The organism is Nocardioides guangzhouensis (assembly GCF_004519545.1).
In the GTDB taxonomy this organism is placed as follows: Bacteria; Actinomycetota; Actinomycetes; order Propionibacteriales; family Nocardioidaceae; genus Nocardioides; species Nocardioides guangzhouensis.
Genome location: NZ_SDKM01000010.1, coordinates 16,581 through 34,248 on the forward strand (window position 1 = coordinate 16,581; position 17,668 = coordinate 34,248).

The window sequence follows — 17,668 nt, forward strand, 5'->3', positions numbered from 1 at the left end:
GAGGAAGATATAGTCGAGGCATGGCAGCGGAGCTGGACCACGTCGGTCGGATCATGGAGCAGTGGCGGCGCGAGCGGCCCGACGTCGACCCGTCGCCGATGGGCGTCATCGGTCGGCTGCACCGGCTCGCGCAGGCCCTGGACGCCGAGCTGCGGGTCGTGTTCGCCGAGGCCGGCCTCTCCGACGGGGACTTCGACGTGCTCGCGTCGCTGCGACGGGCGGGCACGCCGTACGAGCTGACGCCGGGGGAGCTGGCCGCCACCACGATGGTGACCTCGGGGGCGATCACCAAGCGCATCGACCGGCTCGAGGACCGGGGTTACGTGACGCGGTCGGTCTGCGCGGACGACGCCCGCTCGCGCAAGATCCGGCTCACCCGGCGCGGGGTGACCCTCATCGACGACCTCGTGCCCAAGCACCTGGCCAACGAGCGCCGGCTGCTGTCCGGGCTGACCGACCTCGAGCGGACCCGGCTGGCCGGCCTGCTGGAGGCGTGGGGGCGCGACCTCGGCGTCTGACGCCGCCATCCCGGACGGTTCGACCGCATGATGTGGCCGCGCGGCGCGCAAGACATGGCCGCTCGACGGGGGAGTGGTCAGAAGTACGGCGTGAGCTCGGCGAGGGAGGCAGCGGCGCCGGTGCCGTCGAAGCGGTCGATGCGCACGGCGGCGATGCCGAGCGCGGTCGCGGCGTCGCAGTAGCGCTGCTGGTCGTCGACGAAGAGGGCCTGCTCCGGCGCGACGTCCAGCCGGCGGAGGGCCTCGTGGAAGATCACCGGGTCCGGCTTGGCGGCCTGCACCTCGCAGGAGAGGACCAGCTCGTCGACCAGCGCGGCCAGCCCGAGGTGGTCGAGCAGCGGGCGGGTGTTGTCGGCGCAGTTGCTGACGAACGCGGTGCGCACGCCGGACGCGCGCAGCGACTGCAGGAACGGGATGGTGTCGTCGTGGAGGACGGCCAGCTCGTGGAGGAGCTCGAGGTCGGCGGCGACGAGGTCGTCGATGAGGGTGGCGTCCGCCGGGCTCCCGAGGGTGCGGAGGACGTCGTCGAGGGCCTCCGCGATCGTCACCCGACCTACGCTGACCGGAACCTCCCAGGAGGAGACACCGATGGCGAGGTCGTCGGCACTCACGCCGGCCCGCTCGGCGAGGGACGTCACAAAGCGCGAGAAGTCGACGCTGACGACGGTGTCGTAGACGTCGATCAGGCACGCGGCGTACCGGGTCACCCCAGCGAGGCTAGCGGGAGCTGCCTGTCGCCCGCCCCGGGAGAGGCCGCCAGAGGGCGTGCCCGGAGCCGGCCCCGGGGGCGACGGCTCCGGGCCGGGACCTCAGTCGGGGATGTAGTCGAACGTGTTCGGGTTCGGCCCGGTGCGTCCGGCCTCGCCCCGGTCGAGCGCGGAGATCGCCTCGACCTCCTCGGGCGAGAGGGAGAAGTCGAAGATCTCGATGTTCTCCTGCATGCGCTCGCGCCGCACCGACTTCGGGAAGACCACGTCGCCGCGCTCCACGTGCCAGCGCAGCGCGACCTGGGACTCGGTCTTGCCGTGGTTCGCGCCGATCTTGGCCAGCACCTCGTTGCCGACGACCTGTCCCTTGGCGATCGGGGACCACGCCTCCGTGACGATCCGGTGCTCGGCGCCGGCCGCACGGGCCGCCTCGTTGCCGAAGAACGGGTGCACCTCGATCTGGTTCACGGCCGGCACCACTCCGGTCTCGTCGATGATCCGGGCCAGGTGCTCGGGCTCGAAGTTGGAGACGCCGATCGACCGGGCGCGGCCGTCCTGGGCGAGCCCGGCCAGCGTCCGCCACGTGGAGACGTAGTCGCCGTCGTAGCGGGTCGGCAGCGGCCAGTGGATGAGGAACAGGTCGACGTGGTCGAGCCCGAGCCGGTCCAGCGAGGCGGCGAACTCGCGCCGGGCGTCGTCCGGCCGGTGGAAGCCGTTGTTGAGCTTGGTGGTGACGTACAGCTCGTCGCGGGCGATGCCGGAGGCGGCGATCGCCTCGCCGACGCCCTTCTCGTTGCCGTACATCTGAGCGGTGTCGAGGTGGCGGTAGCCGACCTCGAGGGCCTGCGTCACGGTCTCCGCGGTCTCGGCCGGCGGGACCTGGAAGACGCCGAAGCCGAGCTGGGGGATGGAGGTTCCGTCGTTCAGGGTGATCGTGGGGACAGTCATGTGTGTCTCGTACACATTCCGGCGGTGACTATTCCCGGGCTCGCCCCGCGCCCGGGCGCGTCGTTCGCCCGCACCGCTCGCGGCGACCTAGCCTGATCGGGAGGGCACGGCCGCGCACGTCTGCGGACGTGCCACGAGGACGAAGGGGTCCGTCATGGGCGTGGGCTGGGGTGCAGCGGCACTGGTCGCCGGCATGGCCATCGTGGTCCTGCTCGCGCTGGACATGGTCGCCGCGTCCAGCCGCGAAGGCCCGGTGCGGGTCCGCGCCGCCCTGCTGCTGGGCTGCATGGTGGTCGTCGGCTGGACGTCGTGGCTGGTCTTCCAGCCGATCACGTACGACGCGCCCGGCGGTCCGATCAGCTGTCACACCGCCACCACCGACGACGCCGACACCGGCGGCGAGGACACCGCCTGCCACGACCCCGCAGTGCGACGGCGCTGGGAGGTCTTCGGCCCGCTCGCGCTCGTGGGCCTGGTCGCGGTGGGCGCGCTCGTGGTCCCGGCCGTCCGCCGCCGCGACGGCGGGGAGGGCGACCGGGACCGGGCGGGGGAGGCCGGGGAGATCGGGGCGGCTCACGCGACTAGCGCCACCGACGAGGCCTCGACAGCCTCGGCAGCCTCGACGGAGCGCGGCGACAGCCGGCCGCGCCAGGCCAGCACGGCCAGGCAGAGCAGCCAGAGCGACCAGCCGACGTAGCCGAGGAAGTTCGCGAGGTCGGTGCCGGGAACGCCGAACGGGATCAGGATGCCGGAGAGCACGGCCAGGGCGGAGCTGGTCCCGAGGGCGGTGAACCAGACCGGCGGACGTCGCACCAGCGAGCGCAGCACGAGCAGGGTCCAGAGGCCCGTCAGCAGGTAGCCGAACGACTCCCCGATCACCTCCCCCATCCAGAAGCCGGCCCGCTCGTAGACGTCGACCGCGTGCGCCTCGCGGCTCGGGTCGGCCGCCTGCCAGGCGACGGTCGGGATCACCAGCAGCCAGCGGGACAGCCCGATCACCTGGACCACCGCTGCGGCCACGCCGGCCACCAGCGCGGCGGTGGCGACCCGCCCGGTCCCGAGTCGGCGTACGCCGACCGCGATCGGGCCCATGAGAGCCGCTCCGGCGACCAGCACCGCGAACCAGCCCATGACGCCGGCCTGGTGGTCGCGGAACGAGGCGAGGACGTCGGCCCCCGGCTGCTGCAGGACGTCGGGGTAGTCGAAGAGCGCGCCGAGCCCGAAGAACGCCGCGTTGACCGCAACGGCGCCGGTGACGAGGAGGGCGGAGGTGATGCGGACGTTCATGGGGCTGACCTTTCGTTGTACGGCGTACAGAGTTTGTACGATGTACAGTGAAGTCCGTGACCGAGCAGATGTCAACCCCCGGGAAGCGCGGCCCCAAGCGGACCCTGTCGGAGGAGCGCGTCACCGCGGCCGCGCTCGACCTCGTCGACCGGGAGGGTGGAGCCGCCCTGTCGGTGCGCCGGGTCGCGGCCGAGCTCGGGGTCCGACCGAACGCGCTCTACACCTACGTCCCCGACCGGGCCGGCCTCGAGCGCGCCCTCGTGGAGTGGGCGATGGGCCAGGCCGACCTCGGTCTCCTCGACGGACCGGCCCGGTCCTGGCGCGGGCGGATCCGCGACTACGCGCTGGCGCTGCGTGCCGCGCTCCTCGACCACCCCGCCGTGGCGCCGCTCATGATGACCGCCCCGATGGACGGGCCGGCCGCGCTCGAGGCCGGCGAGCGGCTGCTGGGCGCCTTCGCCGACGGCGGGCTGACCGGGAAGGCGCCGGCCCGGGCCTGCTGGGTGCTCATCGTGTACGTCGTGGGGTCGGTCGCGCTCGACGTCGCGGAGACCGACGGCACCCGCCCGATCGCGGCCGAGGACGATCGGGTGGCCACCCGTCGCGCGCGGCTGGCCCAGGTGTCGGCCGCGCCGTGGCCGCGCACCGCCGCCAGCGTCGACACGATGGCCGAGTGGATCACCGAGCGGCAGTTCAGCTGGGGGCTGGACCGCGTGCTGGTCGGGCTCGTCGGCTGACGGCGCCGGGAATCGACCGCCGGGACCGGCGTCACCAGGCCGCGGCGCCGTACACCTCGTCCTCGGAGCCGACCGGCTCGAACGCGGACAGGTCGACGTCCTCGTCGAACTCGGCGACGGGTGCGTCGGCCGGCTTGTTCACGTTGGCGACCGCGACCACGCCGATCGCGGGCGAGACGTACGCGTAAAGCTCGAGTGCCCGGGTCAGCGAGATCGGCCCGATGTCGGAGACGCCGAACGCGACCAGCGTCGCCAGCAGCGCGCCGAGCAGGGCCAGAGCGGAGTAGATCGTCTTGCGCAGCCCCTGAGGGAGGCGGCGCAGGAGGTCGGTCAGGGCCTGGAGGGGAGACATGGGTTCACCTTTCCGGGAGCCGGTCGAGGGCGGCCAGGAGCTGCTGGGCCGCGGTCTGGAGCTGGACCCGCGCGACGGCGAGGTCGATCAGGGCGTCGAGGTCGGCGGAGGCGGGCAGGCCGTCCGTCGAGGCGCCGGGGAGGGCCACGGCGGTCGACGACGCGGACGGGACGGACGGGACGGCGGGCAGGGCGGGCGCCTCGGCCTGATCGAGGACGGGTGCCTCGGCGGGTGCCTCGACCACGACCGGCTCCACCACTACCGGCGGTTCGGGCTCGGGGTCGTGCCGGCGCGGCGGCCGGTCCGGGACGGGCGCCGGGGTGGGCGCGGGGGTGGGCGCCGGGGTGGCTGGGCGCCGTACCTTCGTCACCCGGAGCGCCGACATGGGGACGTCGGGGTGCACGGCGTTGACGTCGACCGGCCCGAACCCCGGCACGTGCTTGACCGGCCCGTACGTCCCGTTCGAGTGCTGCCAGATCGCGGCCTTCCGCCACGGCCTCGGGATCCGCGGCGCGCGGTAGTCGTTGCTGTACCGCGCCACCCACAGCAGGCAGCCGAAACCACTGCCGAGGTCGAACGGCGTGTAGATGATCGGCCTCGCCACCAGTCCGCGCCGCCGCAGGTCCCGGGTCACCGTCGCCACCCACTGGCCGGTCCACCGGGTCACCTCGGCGAGCGTCATGCCCTCCAGTGACTCGAGGTCGAGCATCGGCAGCATGTCGCCGGCCCGGATGTCGGCGTTCGCGAGGAAGAACCGCGCCTCCCTCGCCGCGTCCCCGGGATCGGGGCGCGCGAAGTGGTAGGCGCCGACCGGGATCCCGGCGCTGCGGGCCTGCCGCACCCGCTTGCGGTACGTCGCGTCCCGGACCGAGTCGCCCTCGGTGGCCTTGAGGTACCACCAGCGCAGCCCGGCCGCCTGGGCCGCCTTGACGTCGATCCGCCCGCCCTGGTGATGGCTGGTGTCGACCCCGTCCAGGGTTCGCTGGGGAGGGAAGGCCCGGGCGACGACCGCCGGGCCGGGTGGCGGGGTCGGCCGCTCGGGCTCTCCGGGCCGCCGTCTCGGCGGGTACTGGAACACCGGGATCGTGCTCGGCCGCCAGAACCGGTCCGGGTTGTTGCTCCTCAGGCCGTCCCGGCCCGCGCGGTACGCAGCGACCTGGCGGGCCGCGACCGGGGCCAGGCGGCCGTGGTCGATGAGCACCGCATGGATGTGCGGTCCCCAGAGACCGCGGACCGGCGGCCGGTACCAAGCCGCGAAGCCGATCGACCGGAGCACCCGGACCTTGCGCTGCCAGTCCCAGGCCAGCAGGTCGACGACTCCGCCACCGTCGTGGGTCCCGGCGGAGGCCGAGACGCCACCCCGGTTGTAGGAGCCTTGCACCAGCGTCAGCCGGTAGCCGAGCCGGCGCTCGGCCTCCTCCAGCGCGGCCCGGGTCTTCCAGTCGACACGCTTGGGGGTGCCGTCGCCGAAGCTGGTCAGCTCGAAGGGGCCGGGCATCGCTGCCTCCTGGGCCGGCCGCGCGGGCCGGGCTGGTCGGGGCCGGTGCGGACGGACGGCGGGCCGTGCGTCGTCGCGGGGCGGCGCCGGACCGGTCGCACGGGACGGGGTCAGGGCGACGGTCGCGCGCCGCATCCCGTGGTCGCTGTTGCGCTGCGGGCTCTTCGCGCGCCGGCCGGGGAACAGCCGGGTCGCGCGGACGCCCCACGACGCCCCGTCGCCGTCGACGAACCAGAGCAGGTCGATCGACGCCGCGTCGACGGCGTACCGCACCTTCTTGCCGGCGACCTCGTCGCCGAGCGGCTTCATGCTCCGCAGCTGCCGGTTGTAGTCGCCGCCGCCGACCACCGGCAGCCCCGTGCGCACCAGTCCCTCGACGAAGCGGCGGTGGCCGGCCACCCCCTCGTTCCACTCGCGCAGCCGCAGCGCCTGGTCCGGCTCGTCGACGCCGTTGAACGCGCCGGCGACCAGGTGCAGGTTCGTCACGTGCAGCTCGAGCCCGAGCGGGCGGTACCGCAGCCGCAGGTACGTCGCGTAGCGGCGCGTGTGGAGGTGCTTGCGTGCCGGGTGCAGCAGGTCGACCCGGCCCTCCACCTTCGTGAACAGGGACCGCCGGAACGCGATCGGGTCGGCGTTGTCGCCGCGGCCGTAGTAGACGACCCACTCCGGGGACGGGAACGCCGACTGCACCAGCGGCCGGTAGCGCACGGCGATCTCCTGGAGCAGCACCAGGTCGCCGTCCGCGGCGTTGTGCTGGAGGTCCTCGAGCGCCTGTGCGGGTGTGATCGCGTCCTCGGGGAACGACTGGACGTTCGCGGTGACCACCCGGAAAGGACCCACCGGCGGTGTCGTCGCTGCCGGCCGCCTCGCCGCGCGCGCCGGGACCCCGTCGCGCGGGGTCCCCACCGGCCCGTCGGCAGCGCTGTCGACGGCACCGGGAACGTGCGTGTCTCCAGTCATCGCGGCCTCACCGGACGTCCGCGGGCGCCGCGCCTCACCCGCGGCCCCCTCTACCGACGGTCCGCCGCGCGTCCGGTGCGGTCAATGGCGACCATGGGTCATTGCCCGCGGGTGGGAGGGGGAGGCCGCCCGCGGTCCCGCGGCCGCGGGACCGGCGGAAGATTCCGGTCCGGATCGGGAACAGACCCCGGGGTCGCCTCGTTGGAACGGATGCAGCAAAGTTGAGTTGATCCGACTCAACTTATTTGTCAGACTCGCCGCCGTCGCGGCAGGATGGCCGCACCACCCGGGACCGGCCCCGAGCATCATGCCGGGAGCACGGCCCCGGTACCCCAGACCTGAACACAGAACCACGAAGCACAACCCGGAGGTAATCCATGGCACGCGCGGTCGGTATCGACCTCGGAACGACGAACTCCGTCGTCGCCGTCCTCGAAGGTGGCGAGCCCACCGTCATCGCGAACGCCGAAGGCGCCCGCACGACCCCGTCGGTCGTCGCCTTCGCCAAGTCCGGCGAGGTCCTCGTCGGCGAGGTCGCCAAGCGGCAGGCCGTCACGAACGTCGACCGGACCATCCGGTCGGTCAAGCGCCACATGGGCAGCGACTGGTCGCAGACCGTCGACGACAAGACGTTCACGCCCCAGCAGATCAGCGCGTTCGTGCTGCAGAAGCTCAAGCGCGACGCCGAGTCCTACCTCGGCGAGCCGGTGACCGACGCGGTGATCACCGTGCCGGCGTACTTCTCCGACGCGCAGCGTCAGGCCACCAAGGAGGCGGGCGAGATCGCCGGCCTCAACGTGAGCCGCATCGTCAACGAGCCGACCGCGGCCGCGCTGGCCTACGGCCTCGACAAGGGCGACGACCAGACCATCCTCGTCTTCGACCTCGGTGGCGGCACGTTCGACGTGTCCCTGCTCGAGATCGGTGAGGGCGTCGTCGAGGTCAAGGCGACCTCCGGCGACAACCACCTCGGTGGCGACGACTGGGACAACCGGGTCGTCGAGTGGATGGTCAAGAAGTTCAAGGACAACAACGGCGTCGACCTCGGCTCCGACAAGATCGCCAAGCAGCGCCTCCAGGAGGCCGCGGAGAAGGCGAAGATCGAGCTGTCGTCGTCCTCGGAGACCACGATCCACCTGCCGTACATCACCCACGGCGAGTCCGGGCCGCTGCACTTCGAGGAGAAGCTGACCCGCAGCGAGTTCCAGAAGATGACCGCCGACCTGCTCGACCGCACCCGCGAGCCGTTCAAGTCCGTGCTCAAGGACGGCGGCGTCGACGTCGGCAAGATCGACCACGTCGTGCTCGTCGGTGGCTCCACCCGCATGCCCGCGGTGACCGAGCTGGTCAAGGAGCTGCTCGGCGGCAAGGAGCCCAACAAGGGCGTCAACCCGGACGAGGTCGTCGCCGTCGGCGCGGCCCTCCAGGCCGGTGTGCTCAAGGGTGAGGTCAAGGACGTCCTGCTGCTCGACGTCACTCCGCTCTCGCTCGGCATCGAGACCAAGGGCGGCGTGATGACCAACCTCATCGAGCGCAACACCACGATCCCGACCAAGCGCTCCGAGATCTTCACCACCGCCGACGACAACCAGCCGTCGGTCGAGATCAAGGTCGCCCAGGGCGAGCGCCAGATGTGGGCGCAGAACCAGCCTCTCGGCAACTTCGAGCTGACCGGTCTCCCGCCGGCCCCGCGCGGCGTGCCGAAGATCGAGGTCACCTTCGACATCGACGCCAACGGCATCGTCCACGTCTCCGCCAAGGACCACGCGTCCGGCCGCGAGCAGTCGATGACGATCTCCGGCGGCTCCGCGCTGTCGAAGGACGAGATCGACCGCATGGTCAAGGAGGCCGAGCAGTACGCCGAGGAGGACGCCAGGCGTCGCGAGGCCGTCGAGGCCCGCAACCAGGCCGACGGCCTCGTCTACACGACCGAGAAGTTCCTGACCGACAACGCCGACAAGCTGCCCGAGGACGTGAAGACCGAGGTCCAGGCCGACGTCGACGCGCTCAAGGCGACGCTGGAGAACAGCGAGGCGTCCGTGGAGGAGCTCCAGGCCGGCATCCACAAGCTCGGCGAGTCCAGCCAGAAGATGGGCGCCGCGATGTACGCCGCCGCCGAGGCCGACCAGTCCGCGGCCGGTGGGGCCACCGGCAGCACCGGCGAGGCCGACGACGACGTGGTCGACGCCGAGATCGTCGACGACGCCCCGGCCGACGACACCACCGGTGGCGACACCGAGGGTGAGAGCAAGTGACCGAGGAGCCCCAGCGGAACCCGCAGGACCAGCCGGAGGGGCCCTTCGAGACGCCTCGCCCCTCGGGTCCTCAGGACGAGGAGCGGGCGGCCGACGAGTCGCCCGCTCCCTCGCCGGAGCCCGGCGCCACGTCCGCCGCGGCGGGACGGGGGTCCCACACCTTCGGCGAGGCGGCCGGTGAGATGGCCAACGAGACCGAGGTGGAGGGCGTCCGCGCCGCCGACGAGCTGGCAGTGACCCGGATGGAGCTGGAGGAGCGCACGCTCGACCTCCAGCGGCTCCAGGCCGAGTACCTCAACTACAAGCGCCGGGTCGACCGTGACCGGGAGCTGATCCGCGAGAACGCGACGTACCAGGCGCTGGCCCCGATCACCGAGGTACTCGACACCATCGACCGGGCGCGCGACCACGGGCCGCTCGACGACGGCTTCCGGGCCGTCGCCGACCAGCTCGAGCGGGTCGTCGCCGGGCTCGGTCTCACCCGCTTCGGCGCGGTGGGTGATGCGTTCGACCCGACGCTGCACGAGGCGTTGAGCCACATCGGGGAGGATCCCGACGTGGAGGTGACCACCTGCAAGGTGATCGCCAAGGCCGGCTACCGGATCGGCGACCGCGTGGTGCGCGCGGCGCAGGTGCTGGTGGTCGACCCGGCGACGCCGACGGGCGACGGGACCGAGGACTGAAGCACGGACTGACAGGAGACGGCGTGGTTTCGAGACGGTCGCAGGACGACCTCCTCAACCACCGAGGGGGACGGTCGCAGGACGACCTCCTCAACCACCGAGGGGGACGCTCGCAGAGCGACCTCCTCAACCACCGGAACGCACGGAGGGAGGTGCGCGCATGACCGGCAAGGCCGATTGGGCCGGCAAGGACTTCTACGCCGAGCTCGGGGTGTCCAAGGACGCGTCCGCGGAGGAGATCAAGAAGGCATACCGCAAGCTGGCGCGCGCCAACCACCCCGACTCCAACCCCGGCGACACGGTCAAGCACGACAAGTTCAAGGCGGTCGCCGAGGCGTACGACGTCGTCGGCGACCCCGAGAAACGCCAGCAGTACGACGAGATCCGCTCGATGCCGCTCGGCGGGTTCGGGCGGGCTCCGGGCGGGGGCGCCGGCGGGTTCGACTTCAGCGACCTGCTGCGCGACCGGATGGCTGGTGGCGGGGCCGGTGGCGGCTTCGGCGACATGTTCGGCGACATCTTCGGCGGGACCCGCACCCGCGCGGGCAGGCCGCAGAAGGGCGCCGACATCGAGACCACCGCGACGGTGAGCTTCACCGACGCGCTCGAGGGCGTCACGATCTCGCTGCGGCTGACCTCCGACGCCCCCTGCCCCGACTGCCACGGCACCGGCGGCAAGCCCGGCACCAAGCCGCACATCTGTCCGGAGTGCGACGGCGCCGGCATGGTGGCCTCCACCGTGGGCGGTGCGTTCACGCTCAACGAGACCTGCCCGGTCTGCGGTGGCCGCCAGCTGCTGTACGACGAGCCGTGCCCCACCTGCCGCGGCACCGGCCGGGGGATGAACGCCCGGTCGATCCAGGCCCGCATCCCGGCCGGCGTGAAGGACGGCCAGCGGATCCGGATCCGCGGCAAGGGCGCGGTCGGCGAGCACGGTGGTCCGGCCGGCGATCTCTACGTCGTGGTCAAGGTGAGCCCGCACCGGCTGTTCGGCCGCAAGGCCGACAACCTCACGCTCGAGGTGCCGGTCTCGTTCGACGAGGCCGCCCTGGGCGCCGACATCAAGGTGCCCACGCTGACCGGTGTCCCGGTCACGCTGAAGATCCCGGCAGGCACCCCCAACGGCCGCACGTTCCGGGTGCGGGGCAAGGGCGCGCGCAGGTCCGACGGCACCATGGGCGACCTGCTGGTCACCGTCGAGGTGCAGGTGCCCGCCGTGCTCGACGCGGCGACCCGCGACGCCGTCGAGGCCTACCGGGCGGCGACCGCCGGGAAGCCGCTGCGCAGCAAGCTGTTCGAGGGAGCCTGACGTGGCGGCGCCGCAGGGTCCCGGTGCGCAGATGCCCGCGCCCGACGTCGGCGTCTACGTCATCAGCGTGGCCGCGCAGCTGACCGGCCTGCACCCGCAGACACTGCGCACCTACGAGCGGATGGGCCTGATCCTCCCCGACCGCACCGGCGGCGGCGGCCGCCGCTACTCCCACCGCGACATCGAGATGCTCCGCGTGATCGCCGATCTGACCGCGAGCGGCATCGGCATCGAGGGCGTGCGCCGCATCCTCGACCTCGAGAACCGGCTGGCCGCCCTCTCGGCCCGCAACGAGGAGCTGGTCGTCGAGCTCGAGGCCACCCGCGAGGCGCTCCGCCAGGCGCTGGCCGCCCGCCGTACGCCCGAGCAGGCGAGCCGGCTGCCGGTCCTCCGGCGGCCCGACCCCGGCCAGTCGGTCGTGGTCTGGCGCCGCAACCGCTGACCCACTCCCGGGACGTCATACGTCCTGGCTGCCCGGGCGACTGCTGCCCGTTCGACCATCTCGGATGACGTCCCGCCCGCGCTCACGCCCAGTGGGCGGGTGCTGGCAGGTCCGGCGGCAGCACGGTCGCGCGGTCGCCGCGCGCGGTCGCCACCTGGGGCCGGGTGAGGAACAGCACCGACGCGAGGTCGGCGCCGCGCAGGTCGGCGTCGCGGAGGTCGGCACCGAGCAGGTCCGCGGACCCCAGGCGTACGCCGCGCAGGTCGGCCGCGATCAGCAGCGCGCCGCGGAGCGATGCGTCGTGGAGGTCCCGCTCGCGGAGGTCGTGCCCGGCCAGGTCCGCCCGGGACAGGTCGGGGGCGCCGGCGTCGCGCAGCCGGGCGCTCGCCGCGGCCAGCAGGTCGCCGACCTCCTCCTGGAGCGCGTCGAGGTCGAACGTGAGCAGCTCGACCGGCGTCCGGTCGCGCACCTCCAGCACCCGGCGCCGTACCGCCTCCGCGTCCGGATCCGGCGAGCGGCGGGCCACCTCGGCCAGGTACCGCAGCATCTCGTGGAGCAGCCGCACCACCGACAGCACCGCGGCCATCTCGCCGAGGTCGTCGTGGTCGCGCCAGGAGGTGCCGCCGTACGTCACCTGCGCGACCTGCTGCCCCGCGCCGAAGCAGTCGAACGCGACGCAGCCCGGCCAGCCCCGCTCCCGCAGGTCGGCATGGATCGAGCACCGGTCGTCGGTGGCGAGGTGGTGGCAGGGGACCCCGCCGGCCTTGTCCGCGCCGAACCCCGCCGCCCGCGAGTAGGGCAGCAGCACGCAGCACAGCGCGAAGCACCGCGAGCAGTCCGCCACCAGGTCGAGCTCGGTCGGGGCGGACGTTGCGTGACGGGGCTTGGGCACACGAGCATCCTTGCAGGGGCGGGCGTGACCGTCGGCGGGGAGCGTCGTTGACCGGGCGGGAACGCCGCGGTGCGGTGGAGGGAGGAGTGCAGGGCTGTGGACGACTGGCTGCCCTTGGTCACCATCCCGGTCTTCACCGGCGTGGTCGGCTGGCTGATCAACTGGAGCGGCCTGATCATGCTGTTCTCCCCGGTGCAGTTCCACGGCACCCGGGTGCCCGGCCTCGCGCAGCTCGCGAAGGTGCTGCCCCGCAAGGCGCAAGAGGTGCCGGGGCTGCTGCACGGCGGGATCGGCTGGCAGGGCATCGTCCCGGCGCGGGCCGCCAAGATGGGCAGCATCGCCGTGGACAAGGCGATCGCGAAGCTCGGCACCCCGCGCGAGTTCTACCAGCAGCTCGAGCCGGACCGGATCGCCGAGCACATCGTGACCGTCTTCGAGCCGGACATGCCGCAGGTCGTCGAAGAGATCATGGAGCGGGAGCACCCGCGGCTGTGGCGCGACCTGCCGCCGTGGGGCCGGCAGGCGGTGATCGTCCGGGTCCAGGCCCAGCTGCCGATCGTGGTCCGCAACGTCACCGACCAGATCGGTGAGCACATCGACCAGCTGCTCGACCCCAAGATCATGGTCATCGACCAGTTCCGCGCCGACCCGTCGCTGGTGGTCCGCATCTTCCGCGACTTCGGCGAGCGCGAGCTCCGGCTGATGGTCAACTTCGGTTTCATCTTCGGGTTCCTGCTCGGCATCCCGGTGGCGGTCGTCGACAGCGTCTTCCACCAGTGGTGGCTGCTCCCGATCCTCGGCGTCCTGGTCGGGTGGGCCACCAACGCGCTGGGCATGTGGCTGATCTTCGAGCCACCGGAGCCCCGGAAGTACGGCCCGTTCACCGCGCACGGCCTCTTCCCGCGCCGTCAGGCCGAGGCGGCCGACGTGTACGCCGACATCATCGCCACCGACGTGATCACCCTCGAGCACATCGGCGACTTCCTCCTCGACGGCCCTCGGGGTGACCGCACCCGCTACCTGCTCGCGGAGTCCATGCGCCCGGCCATCGACCGGGCCGCCGGCCCGGCCCGCGCCATGGTCCGGGTCGCGGTCGGTACCGAGAAGTTCGACAACATCCGCGACTCCATCGCGCAGGTCGCCGTCGACCGCACCATCACGCCGTTCCGCGACCCCGAGTTCAGCCGGCAGCAGGCGACGAAGATCCGCGACCTGGTCGCGCGGCGGACCAAGGAGCTCCCGCCCAAGGACTTCGTGGAGATGATGCGGGCCGCCATCCGCGAGGATGAGTGGATGCTCTACGCACACGGCGCGATCATGGGGTTCGGCGGTGGGGTGCTCCACCTGCTGATCTTCGGAGTGGGGGGTTGATGGACGAGCCACGCAACGGCGAACCGCACGCCTCCCTGCGCGAGACCCTGCCGGTCCTCATCGACACCGCGTCCGAGCAGCTGCCCGGCATGGCCCGGATCGCGGCCGGGGCGTGGTGGCGCTCGACGGTCTGGACGGTCGGCGCCACCCGGCGCACGGGCCGGCTGGTGCTGCGCTCGGTGACCGACCCCGACGCCTCCTCGCAGCTGGTCGAGGAGGTGGCGCGCGACGTCGCCGAGGCGGCCCGGGTGATCTCGAACGTCGCCCGCCGGGTCCAGGACGGTACGCCGATCACGGCGGCGCTGGCCGAGGGCGTGCCGATCCTCGGCGTGACCGTCCCCGGCACGGTGCTGCCCGACGACCACCACGACCCGCACCGGTACAACCACCACCACCACGAGTCGCACGACGACGAGGACCTGCGGGCCCGGGGCGCCCGCCTCCTCGAGCGCTCCCGCGACGTGTGGGCCGAGGACGACACGCATCCGGCGTTCGGCCGGATCCTCGACGACCTCGCACCCGACGAGGCCCGGATCCTGCTGCTGCTCGCGAAGGGGGGACCCCAGCCGAGCGTCGACGTGCGCACGGGCGGCCCGGTCGGCATGGTCAGCTCGCAGCTGATCGCCCCCGGCCTCAACATGCTGGGCGCGCGGTCCGGGGTGCGCTACCTCGACCGGGTGCCGGCGTACCTCAACAACCTCGACCGCCTCGGCCTTGTCTGGCTGTCGCACGAGAGCGTCACCGACCCGATGGAGTACCAGGTGCTCGAGGCGCAGCCCGACGTGCTGACGGCGATGCACTCGGTGCGGTTCGCCAAGGTGCTGCGGCGGAGCATCCACCTCACGCCGTTCGGCGAGGACTTCTGCCGCACCTGTCTGCTCGAGCCCGAGGACGCCGAGGACCTGCCGGCCCACCAGGTGCCACCCGAGCGGGACCCCGACGACTCCTGACGGCGACAAATTTCTCAAAGTTGAGTGGAACAGACTCAACTTCTGGCGCGTTGAGATCGGTGGCGGACACACTGGGTGCCGCCACGCATCACCGGGCCAGACCACGGAGGGACGACGTTGAGCCAGTTCGGCGCCGAGAAGTTCACCACCCGCAGCCGCGAGGCCATCGAGGCCGCGCAGCTGTCCGCGACCACCGCGGGCAACACGCACACCGAACCGATCCACCTGCTGGTGGCGCTGCTGCTCCAGGAGGGGGGCGTGCCCGCCGGCCTGGTGGCCAAGGCGGGGGCCGACGTCTCCGCTCTCGTGCACGCCGCATCGGCCCAGCGCGACGCGCTGCCGACGGCCACCGGCTCGACCGTCCAGCAGCCGGGCGCCTCCGCCGCGCTGACCCGGGTGCTCGCCGGCGCGCTCGACCTCGCCGCGTCGTTGAAGGACGACTACGTCGCCACCGAGCACCTCCTCATCTCGCTCGCGACCGTCGAGTCGTCGGCCCAGAAGGTGCTCGCCGACGCCGGCCTGACCGAGGCCGGGCTCCGCGAGGGCCTGACCGCGGTCCGCGGCAACCGGCGGGTGACCAGCCAGGAGGCCGAGTCGACGTACGACGCGCTCGAGAAGTACTCCGTCGACCTCACCCAGGCCGCCGAGGACGGCCGGCTGGACCCGGTGATCGGCCGCGACGCCGAGATCCGCCGCGTCGTCCAGGTCCTCTCCCGCCGTACCAAGAACAACCCCGTCCTCATCGGCGAGCCCGGCGTCGGCAAGACCGCCGTCGTCGAGGGCCTCGCCCAGCGCGTGGTCGCCGGCGACGTCCCCGACTCCCTCAAGGGCCGCCGGGTGCTCAGCCTGGACCTGGCCGCGATGGTCGCCGGCGCGAAGTACCGCGGCGAGTTCGAGGAGCGGCTCAAGGCCGTGCTCGAGGAGATCAAGGAGGCCGGGGGCCAGATCGTCACGTTCATCGACGAGCTGCACACGGTGGTCGGCGCAGGCGCCGGTGGGGACTCGGCGATGGACGCGGGCAACATGCTCAAGCCGATGCTGGCCCGCGGCGAGCTGCACATGATCGGCGCGACCACGCTCGACGAGTACCGCGAGCGGATCGAGAAGGACCCGGCGCTGGAGCGACGGTTCCAGCAGGTCTACGTCGGGGAGCCGTCCGTCGAGGACACCATCCAGATCCTGCGCGGCATCCAGGAGAAGTACGAAGCGCACCACGGCGTCCGGATCACCGACGCCGCGCTGGTCGCCGCGGCCACCCTCTCCGACCGCTACATCACCGGACGGCAGCTGCCGGACAAGGCGATCGATCTGATCGACGAGGCGGCGTCCCGGCTGCGCATGGAGATCGAGTCCTCGCCGGAGGAGATCGACCAGCTCCGGCGCTCCGTCGACCGGCTCAAGATGGAGGAGTTCGCGCTCGAGAAGGAGTCCGACGAGGCCTCCGTCGAGCGGCTGGCCAAGCTCCGCAAGGACCTCGCCGACGCGCAGGAGGAGCTGCGCGGGCTGGAGGCCCGCTGGGAGCAGGAGAAGTCCAGCCTGGAGGGCGAGGGCGAGCTCCGCCGCCAGCTCGACCAGCTCCGCATGGAGGCCGACAAGCTGCTCCGCGAGGGCAACCTGGCCGCCGCGAGCGAGATCAACTACGGCAAGATCCCCGAGCTCGAGAAGCAGCTCGAGGCGGTGGAGAAGGCCGAGCAGGCCGAGGCCACCGTCGAGCCGCTGGTCGGCGAGGAGGTCGGCGCCGAGCAGGTCGCCGACGTCGTCGAGGCGTGGACCGGCATCCCCACCGGGCGGATGCTCCAGGGCGAGACCGCCAAGCTGCTCGAGATGGAGTCCGTCATCGGGCAGCGGCTGATCGGCCAGAAGCAGGCCGTCAACGCCGTGAGCGACGCCGTACGCCGGTCGCGGGCGGGCATCTCCGACCCCAACCGGCCCACCGGCTCGTTCCTGTTCCTCGGCCCGACCGGCACCGGCAAGACCGAGCTCGCCCGCGCGCTCGCGGACTTCCTGTTCGACGACGACCGCGCGATCGTGCGCATCGACATGAGCGAGTACTCCGAGAAGCACTCGGTCTCGCGGCTGGTCGGCGCCCCGCCCGGCTACGTGGGCTATGACGAGGGCGGCCAGCTCACCGAGGCGGTCCGCCGCCGGCCGTACTCCGTGGTGCTGCTCGACGAGGTCGAGAAGGCGCACCCCGAGGTCTTCGACATCCTGCTCCAGGTGCTCGACGACGGCCGGCTCACCGACGGCCAGGGCCGCACGGTCGACTTCCGCAACACCCTGCTGATCCTCACCAGCAACCTCGGCTCACACTTCCTGGTCGACCCCTCCCTCACTCCCGAGGTGAAGCGGGAGTCGGTGATGGGCGTGGTCCGCGGCCACTTCAAGCCGGAGTTCCTCAACAGGCTCGACGAGGTGGTCATGTTCGACGCGCTCACCAAGGAGGACCTGGCCCACATCGTCGACCTGCAGCTGGCACTGCTGGAGACCCGGCTCGCCGTACGCCGGATCACGATCACCGTCACCGACGCGGCGCGCACCTGGCTGGCGGAGACCGGCTACGACCCGGCGTACGGCGCGCGGCCGCTGCGGCGGCTGATCCAGACCGCAATCGGTGACGCGCTGGCGCGGATGCTGATCGCCGGCGACGTGAACGACGGGGGCTCGGTCACCGTGGACGTCGGCGACGACGGCCTCGTGCTCACGACCTGATCCCCGGACGCCGCGCGTGCCCGGGTCCTCCGCCACCAGGGCCGGGGCGG

At 72.4% G+C, this 17,668-nt stretch carries 15 protein-coding genes; 9 read left to right on the plus strand and 6 right to left on the minus strand.

What is annotated here, in order from left to right; all coding sequences use genetic code 11:
- The first annotated feature begins 20 nt into the window (after nt 1–20).
- Entirely contained in the window at nt 21–518 is a 498-nt protein-coding gene (locus EKO23_RS08245) for a MarR family winged helix-turn-helix transcriptional regulator (RefSeq protein ID WP_134716097.1), read from the plus strand.
- Nucleotides 519–595: 77 nt separating this feature from the next.
- Here the strand turns inward: EKO23_RS08245 and EKO23_RS08250 are convergent, their stop codons facing one another.
- The 3 genes from EKO23_RS08250 to EKO23_RS08260 form a co-directional block, all read right to left on the minus strand.
- Entirely contained in the window at nt 596–1,225 is a 630-nt protein-coding gene (locus EKO23_RS08250; protein ID WP_134716099.1) for an HAD family hydrolase, read from the minus strand.
- Nucleotides 1,226–1,327: 102 nt separating this feature from the next.
- Nucleotides 1,328–2,173: an aldo/keto reductase gene (locus EKO23_RS08255; RefSeq protein ID WP_134716101.1), complete on the minus strand. Its 846-nt coding sequence runs from the start codon at nt 2,171–2,173 to the stop codon at nt 1,328–1,330.
- 573 nt (nt 2,174–2,746) lie between these two features.
- A complete protein-coding gene (locus EKO23_RS08260) occupies nt 2,747–3,460 on the minus strand; it encodes a DUF4386 family protein (protein WP_134716103.1) in 714 nt (237 codons plus the stop codon).
- Between the two features lie 56 nt (nt 3,461–3,516).
- Here EKO23_RS08260 and EKO23_RS08265 point away from each other — a divergent pair, with 56 nt between their 5' ends.
- Entirely contained in the window at nt 3,517–4,197 is a 681-nt protein-coding gene (locus EKO23_RS08265) for a TetR/AcrR family transcriptional regulator (protein WP_246050966.1), read from the plus strand.
- A gap of 31 nt (nt 4,198–4,228) precedes the next feature.
- Here EKO23_RS08265 and EKO23_RS08270 read toward each other — a convergent pair whose 3' ends face one another.
- Both EKO23_RS08270 and EKO23_RS26440 read right to left on the minus strand, forming a co-directional pair.
- Complete coding sequence (locus EKO23_RS08270) at nt 4,229–4,549, minus strand: hypothetical protein (RefSeq protein WP_134716105.1); 321 nt, start codon at nt 4,547–4,549, stop codon at nt 4,229–4,231.
- 4 nt (nt 4,550–4,553) lie between these two features.
- Nucleotides 4,554–6,887 (minus strand): glycoside hydrolase family 25 protein, encoded by a 2,334-nt coding sequence (locus EKO23_RS26440; RefSeq protein ID WP_134716107.1) that lies wholly within the window; start codon nt 6,885–6,887, stop codon nt 4,554–4,556.
- A gap of 497 nt (nt 6,888–7,384) precedes the next feature.
- Between EKO23_RS26440 and dnaK the strand changes: the two genes are divergently transcribed.
- The 4 genes from dnaK (at nt 7,385) to EKO23_RS08295 (ending at nt 11,696) form a co-directional block, all read left to right on the plus strand.
- On the plus strand, nt 7,385–9,262 hold the full coding sequence (gene dnaK, locus EKO23_RS08280; protein ID WP_134716109.1) for a molecular chaperone DnaK: 1,878 nt from the start codon (nt 7,385–7,387) through the stop codon (nt 9,260–9,262).
- Nucleotides 9,259–9,945 (plus strand): nucleotide exchange factor GrpE, encoded by a 687-nt coding sequence (gene grpE, locus EKO23_RS08285; RefSeq protein ID WP_167880381.1) that lies wholly within the window; start codon nt 9,259–9,261, stop codon nt 9,943–9,945. Before dnaK ends, grpE begins: the two co-directional genes overlap by 4 nt.
- 160 nt (nt 9,946–10,105) lie before the next feature.
- Nucleotides 10,106–11,254, plus strand: a complete 1,149-nt coding sequence (dnaJ, locus tag EKO23_RS08290) for a molecular chaperone DnaJ (protein WP_134716111.1) — start codon at nt 10,106–10,108, stop codon at nt 11,252–11,254.
- A gap of 1 nt (nt 11,255) precedes the next feature.
- Nucleotides 11,256–11,696 (plus strand): heat shock protein transcriptional repressor HspR, encoded by a 441-nt coding sequence (locus EKO23_RS08295; protein ID WP_246050967.1) that lies wholly within the window; start codon nt 11,256–11,258, stop codon nt 11,694–11,696.
- Between the two features lie 82 nt (nt 11,697–11,778).
- On the opposite strand, the gene EKO23_RS08300 is transcribed toward EKO23_RS08295, so the two are convergent.
- Complete coding sequence (locus tag EKO23_RS08300; protein WP_134716113.1) at nt 11,779–12,588, minus strand: pentapeptide repeat-containing protein; 810 nt, start codon at nt 12,586–12,588, stop codon at nt 11,779–11,781.
- A 96-nt stretch (nt 12,589–12,684) separates the two neighbouring features.
- Here EKO23_RS08300 and EKO23_RS08305 point away from each other — a divergent pair, with 96 nt between their 5' ends.
- From EKO23_RS08305 to clpB, 3 genes are all read left to right on the plus strand, one after another.
- On the plus strand, nt 12,685–13,959 hold the full coding sequence (locus EKO23_RS08305; RefSeq protein ID WP_134716115.1) for a DUF445 domain-containing protein: 1,275 nt from the start codon (nt 12,685–12,687) through the stop codon (nt 13,957–13,959).
- On the plus strand, nt 13,959–14,909 hold the full coding sequence (locus EKO23_RS08310) for an Abi-alpha family protein (RefSeq protein WP_217702535.1): 951 nt from the start codon (nt 13,959–13,961) through the stop codon (nt 14,907–14,909). The genes EKO23_RS08305 and EKO23_RS08310 overlap by 1 nt, the downstream gene beginning before the upstream one ends.
- Nucleotides 14,910–15,026: 117 nt before the next feature.
- Nucleotides 15,027–17,618, plus strand: a complete 2,592-nt coding sequence (gene clpB, locus EKO23_RS08315; RefSeq protein WP_134716117.1) for an ATP-dependent chaperone ClpB — start codon at nt 15,027–15,029, stop codon at nt 17,616–17,618.
- The last annotated feature ends 50 nt before the right edge of the window (nt 17,619–17,668 follow it).

Excerpts from the sequence above, each read along its gene's own strand:
- EKO23_RS08270 (WP_134716105.1), bottom strand. The coding sequence starts at position 4,549 with ATGTCTCCCCTCCAGGCCCTGACCGACCTCCTGCGCCGCCTCCCTCAG.
- EKO23_RS08245 (WP_134716097.1), top strand. The coding sequence starts at position 21 with ATGGCAGCGGAGCTGGACCACGTCGGTCGGATCATGGAGCAGTGGCGG.
- EKO23_RS08255 (WP_134716101.1), bottom strand. The coding sequence starts at position 2,173 with ATGACTGTCCCCACGATCACCCTGAACGACGGAACCTCCATCCCCCAG.
- EKO23_RS08310 (WP_217702535.1), top strand. The coding sequence starts at position 13,959 with ATGGACGAGCCACGCAACGGCGAACCGCACGCCTCCCTGCGCGAGACC.
- dnaJ (WP_134716111.1), top strand. The coding sequence starts at position 10,106 with ATGACCGGCAAGGCCGATTGGGCCGGCAAGGACTTCTACGCCGAGCTC.
- EKO23_RS08260 (WP_134716103.1), bottom strand. The coding sequence starts at position 3,460 with ATGAACGTCCGCATCACCTCCGCCCTCCTCGTCACCGGCGCCGTTGCG.
- dnaK (WP_134716109.1), top strand. The coding sequence starts at position 7,385 with ATGGCACGCGCGGTCGGTATCGACCTCGGAACGACGAACTCCGTCGTC.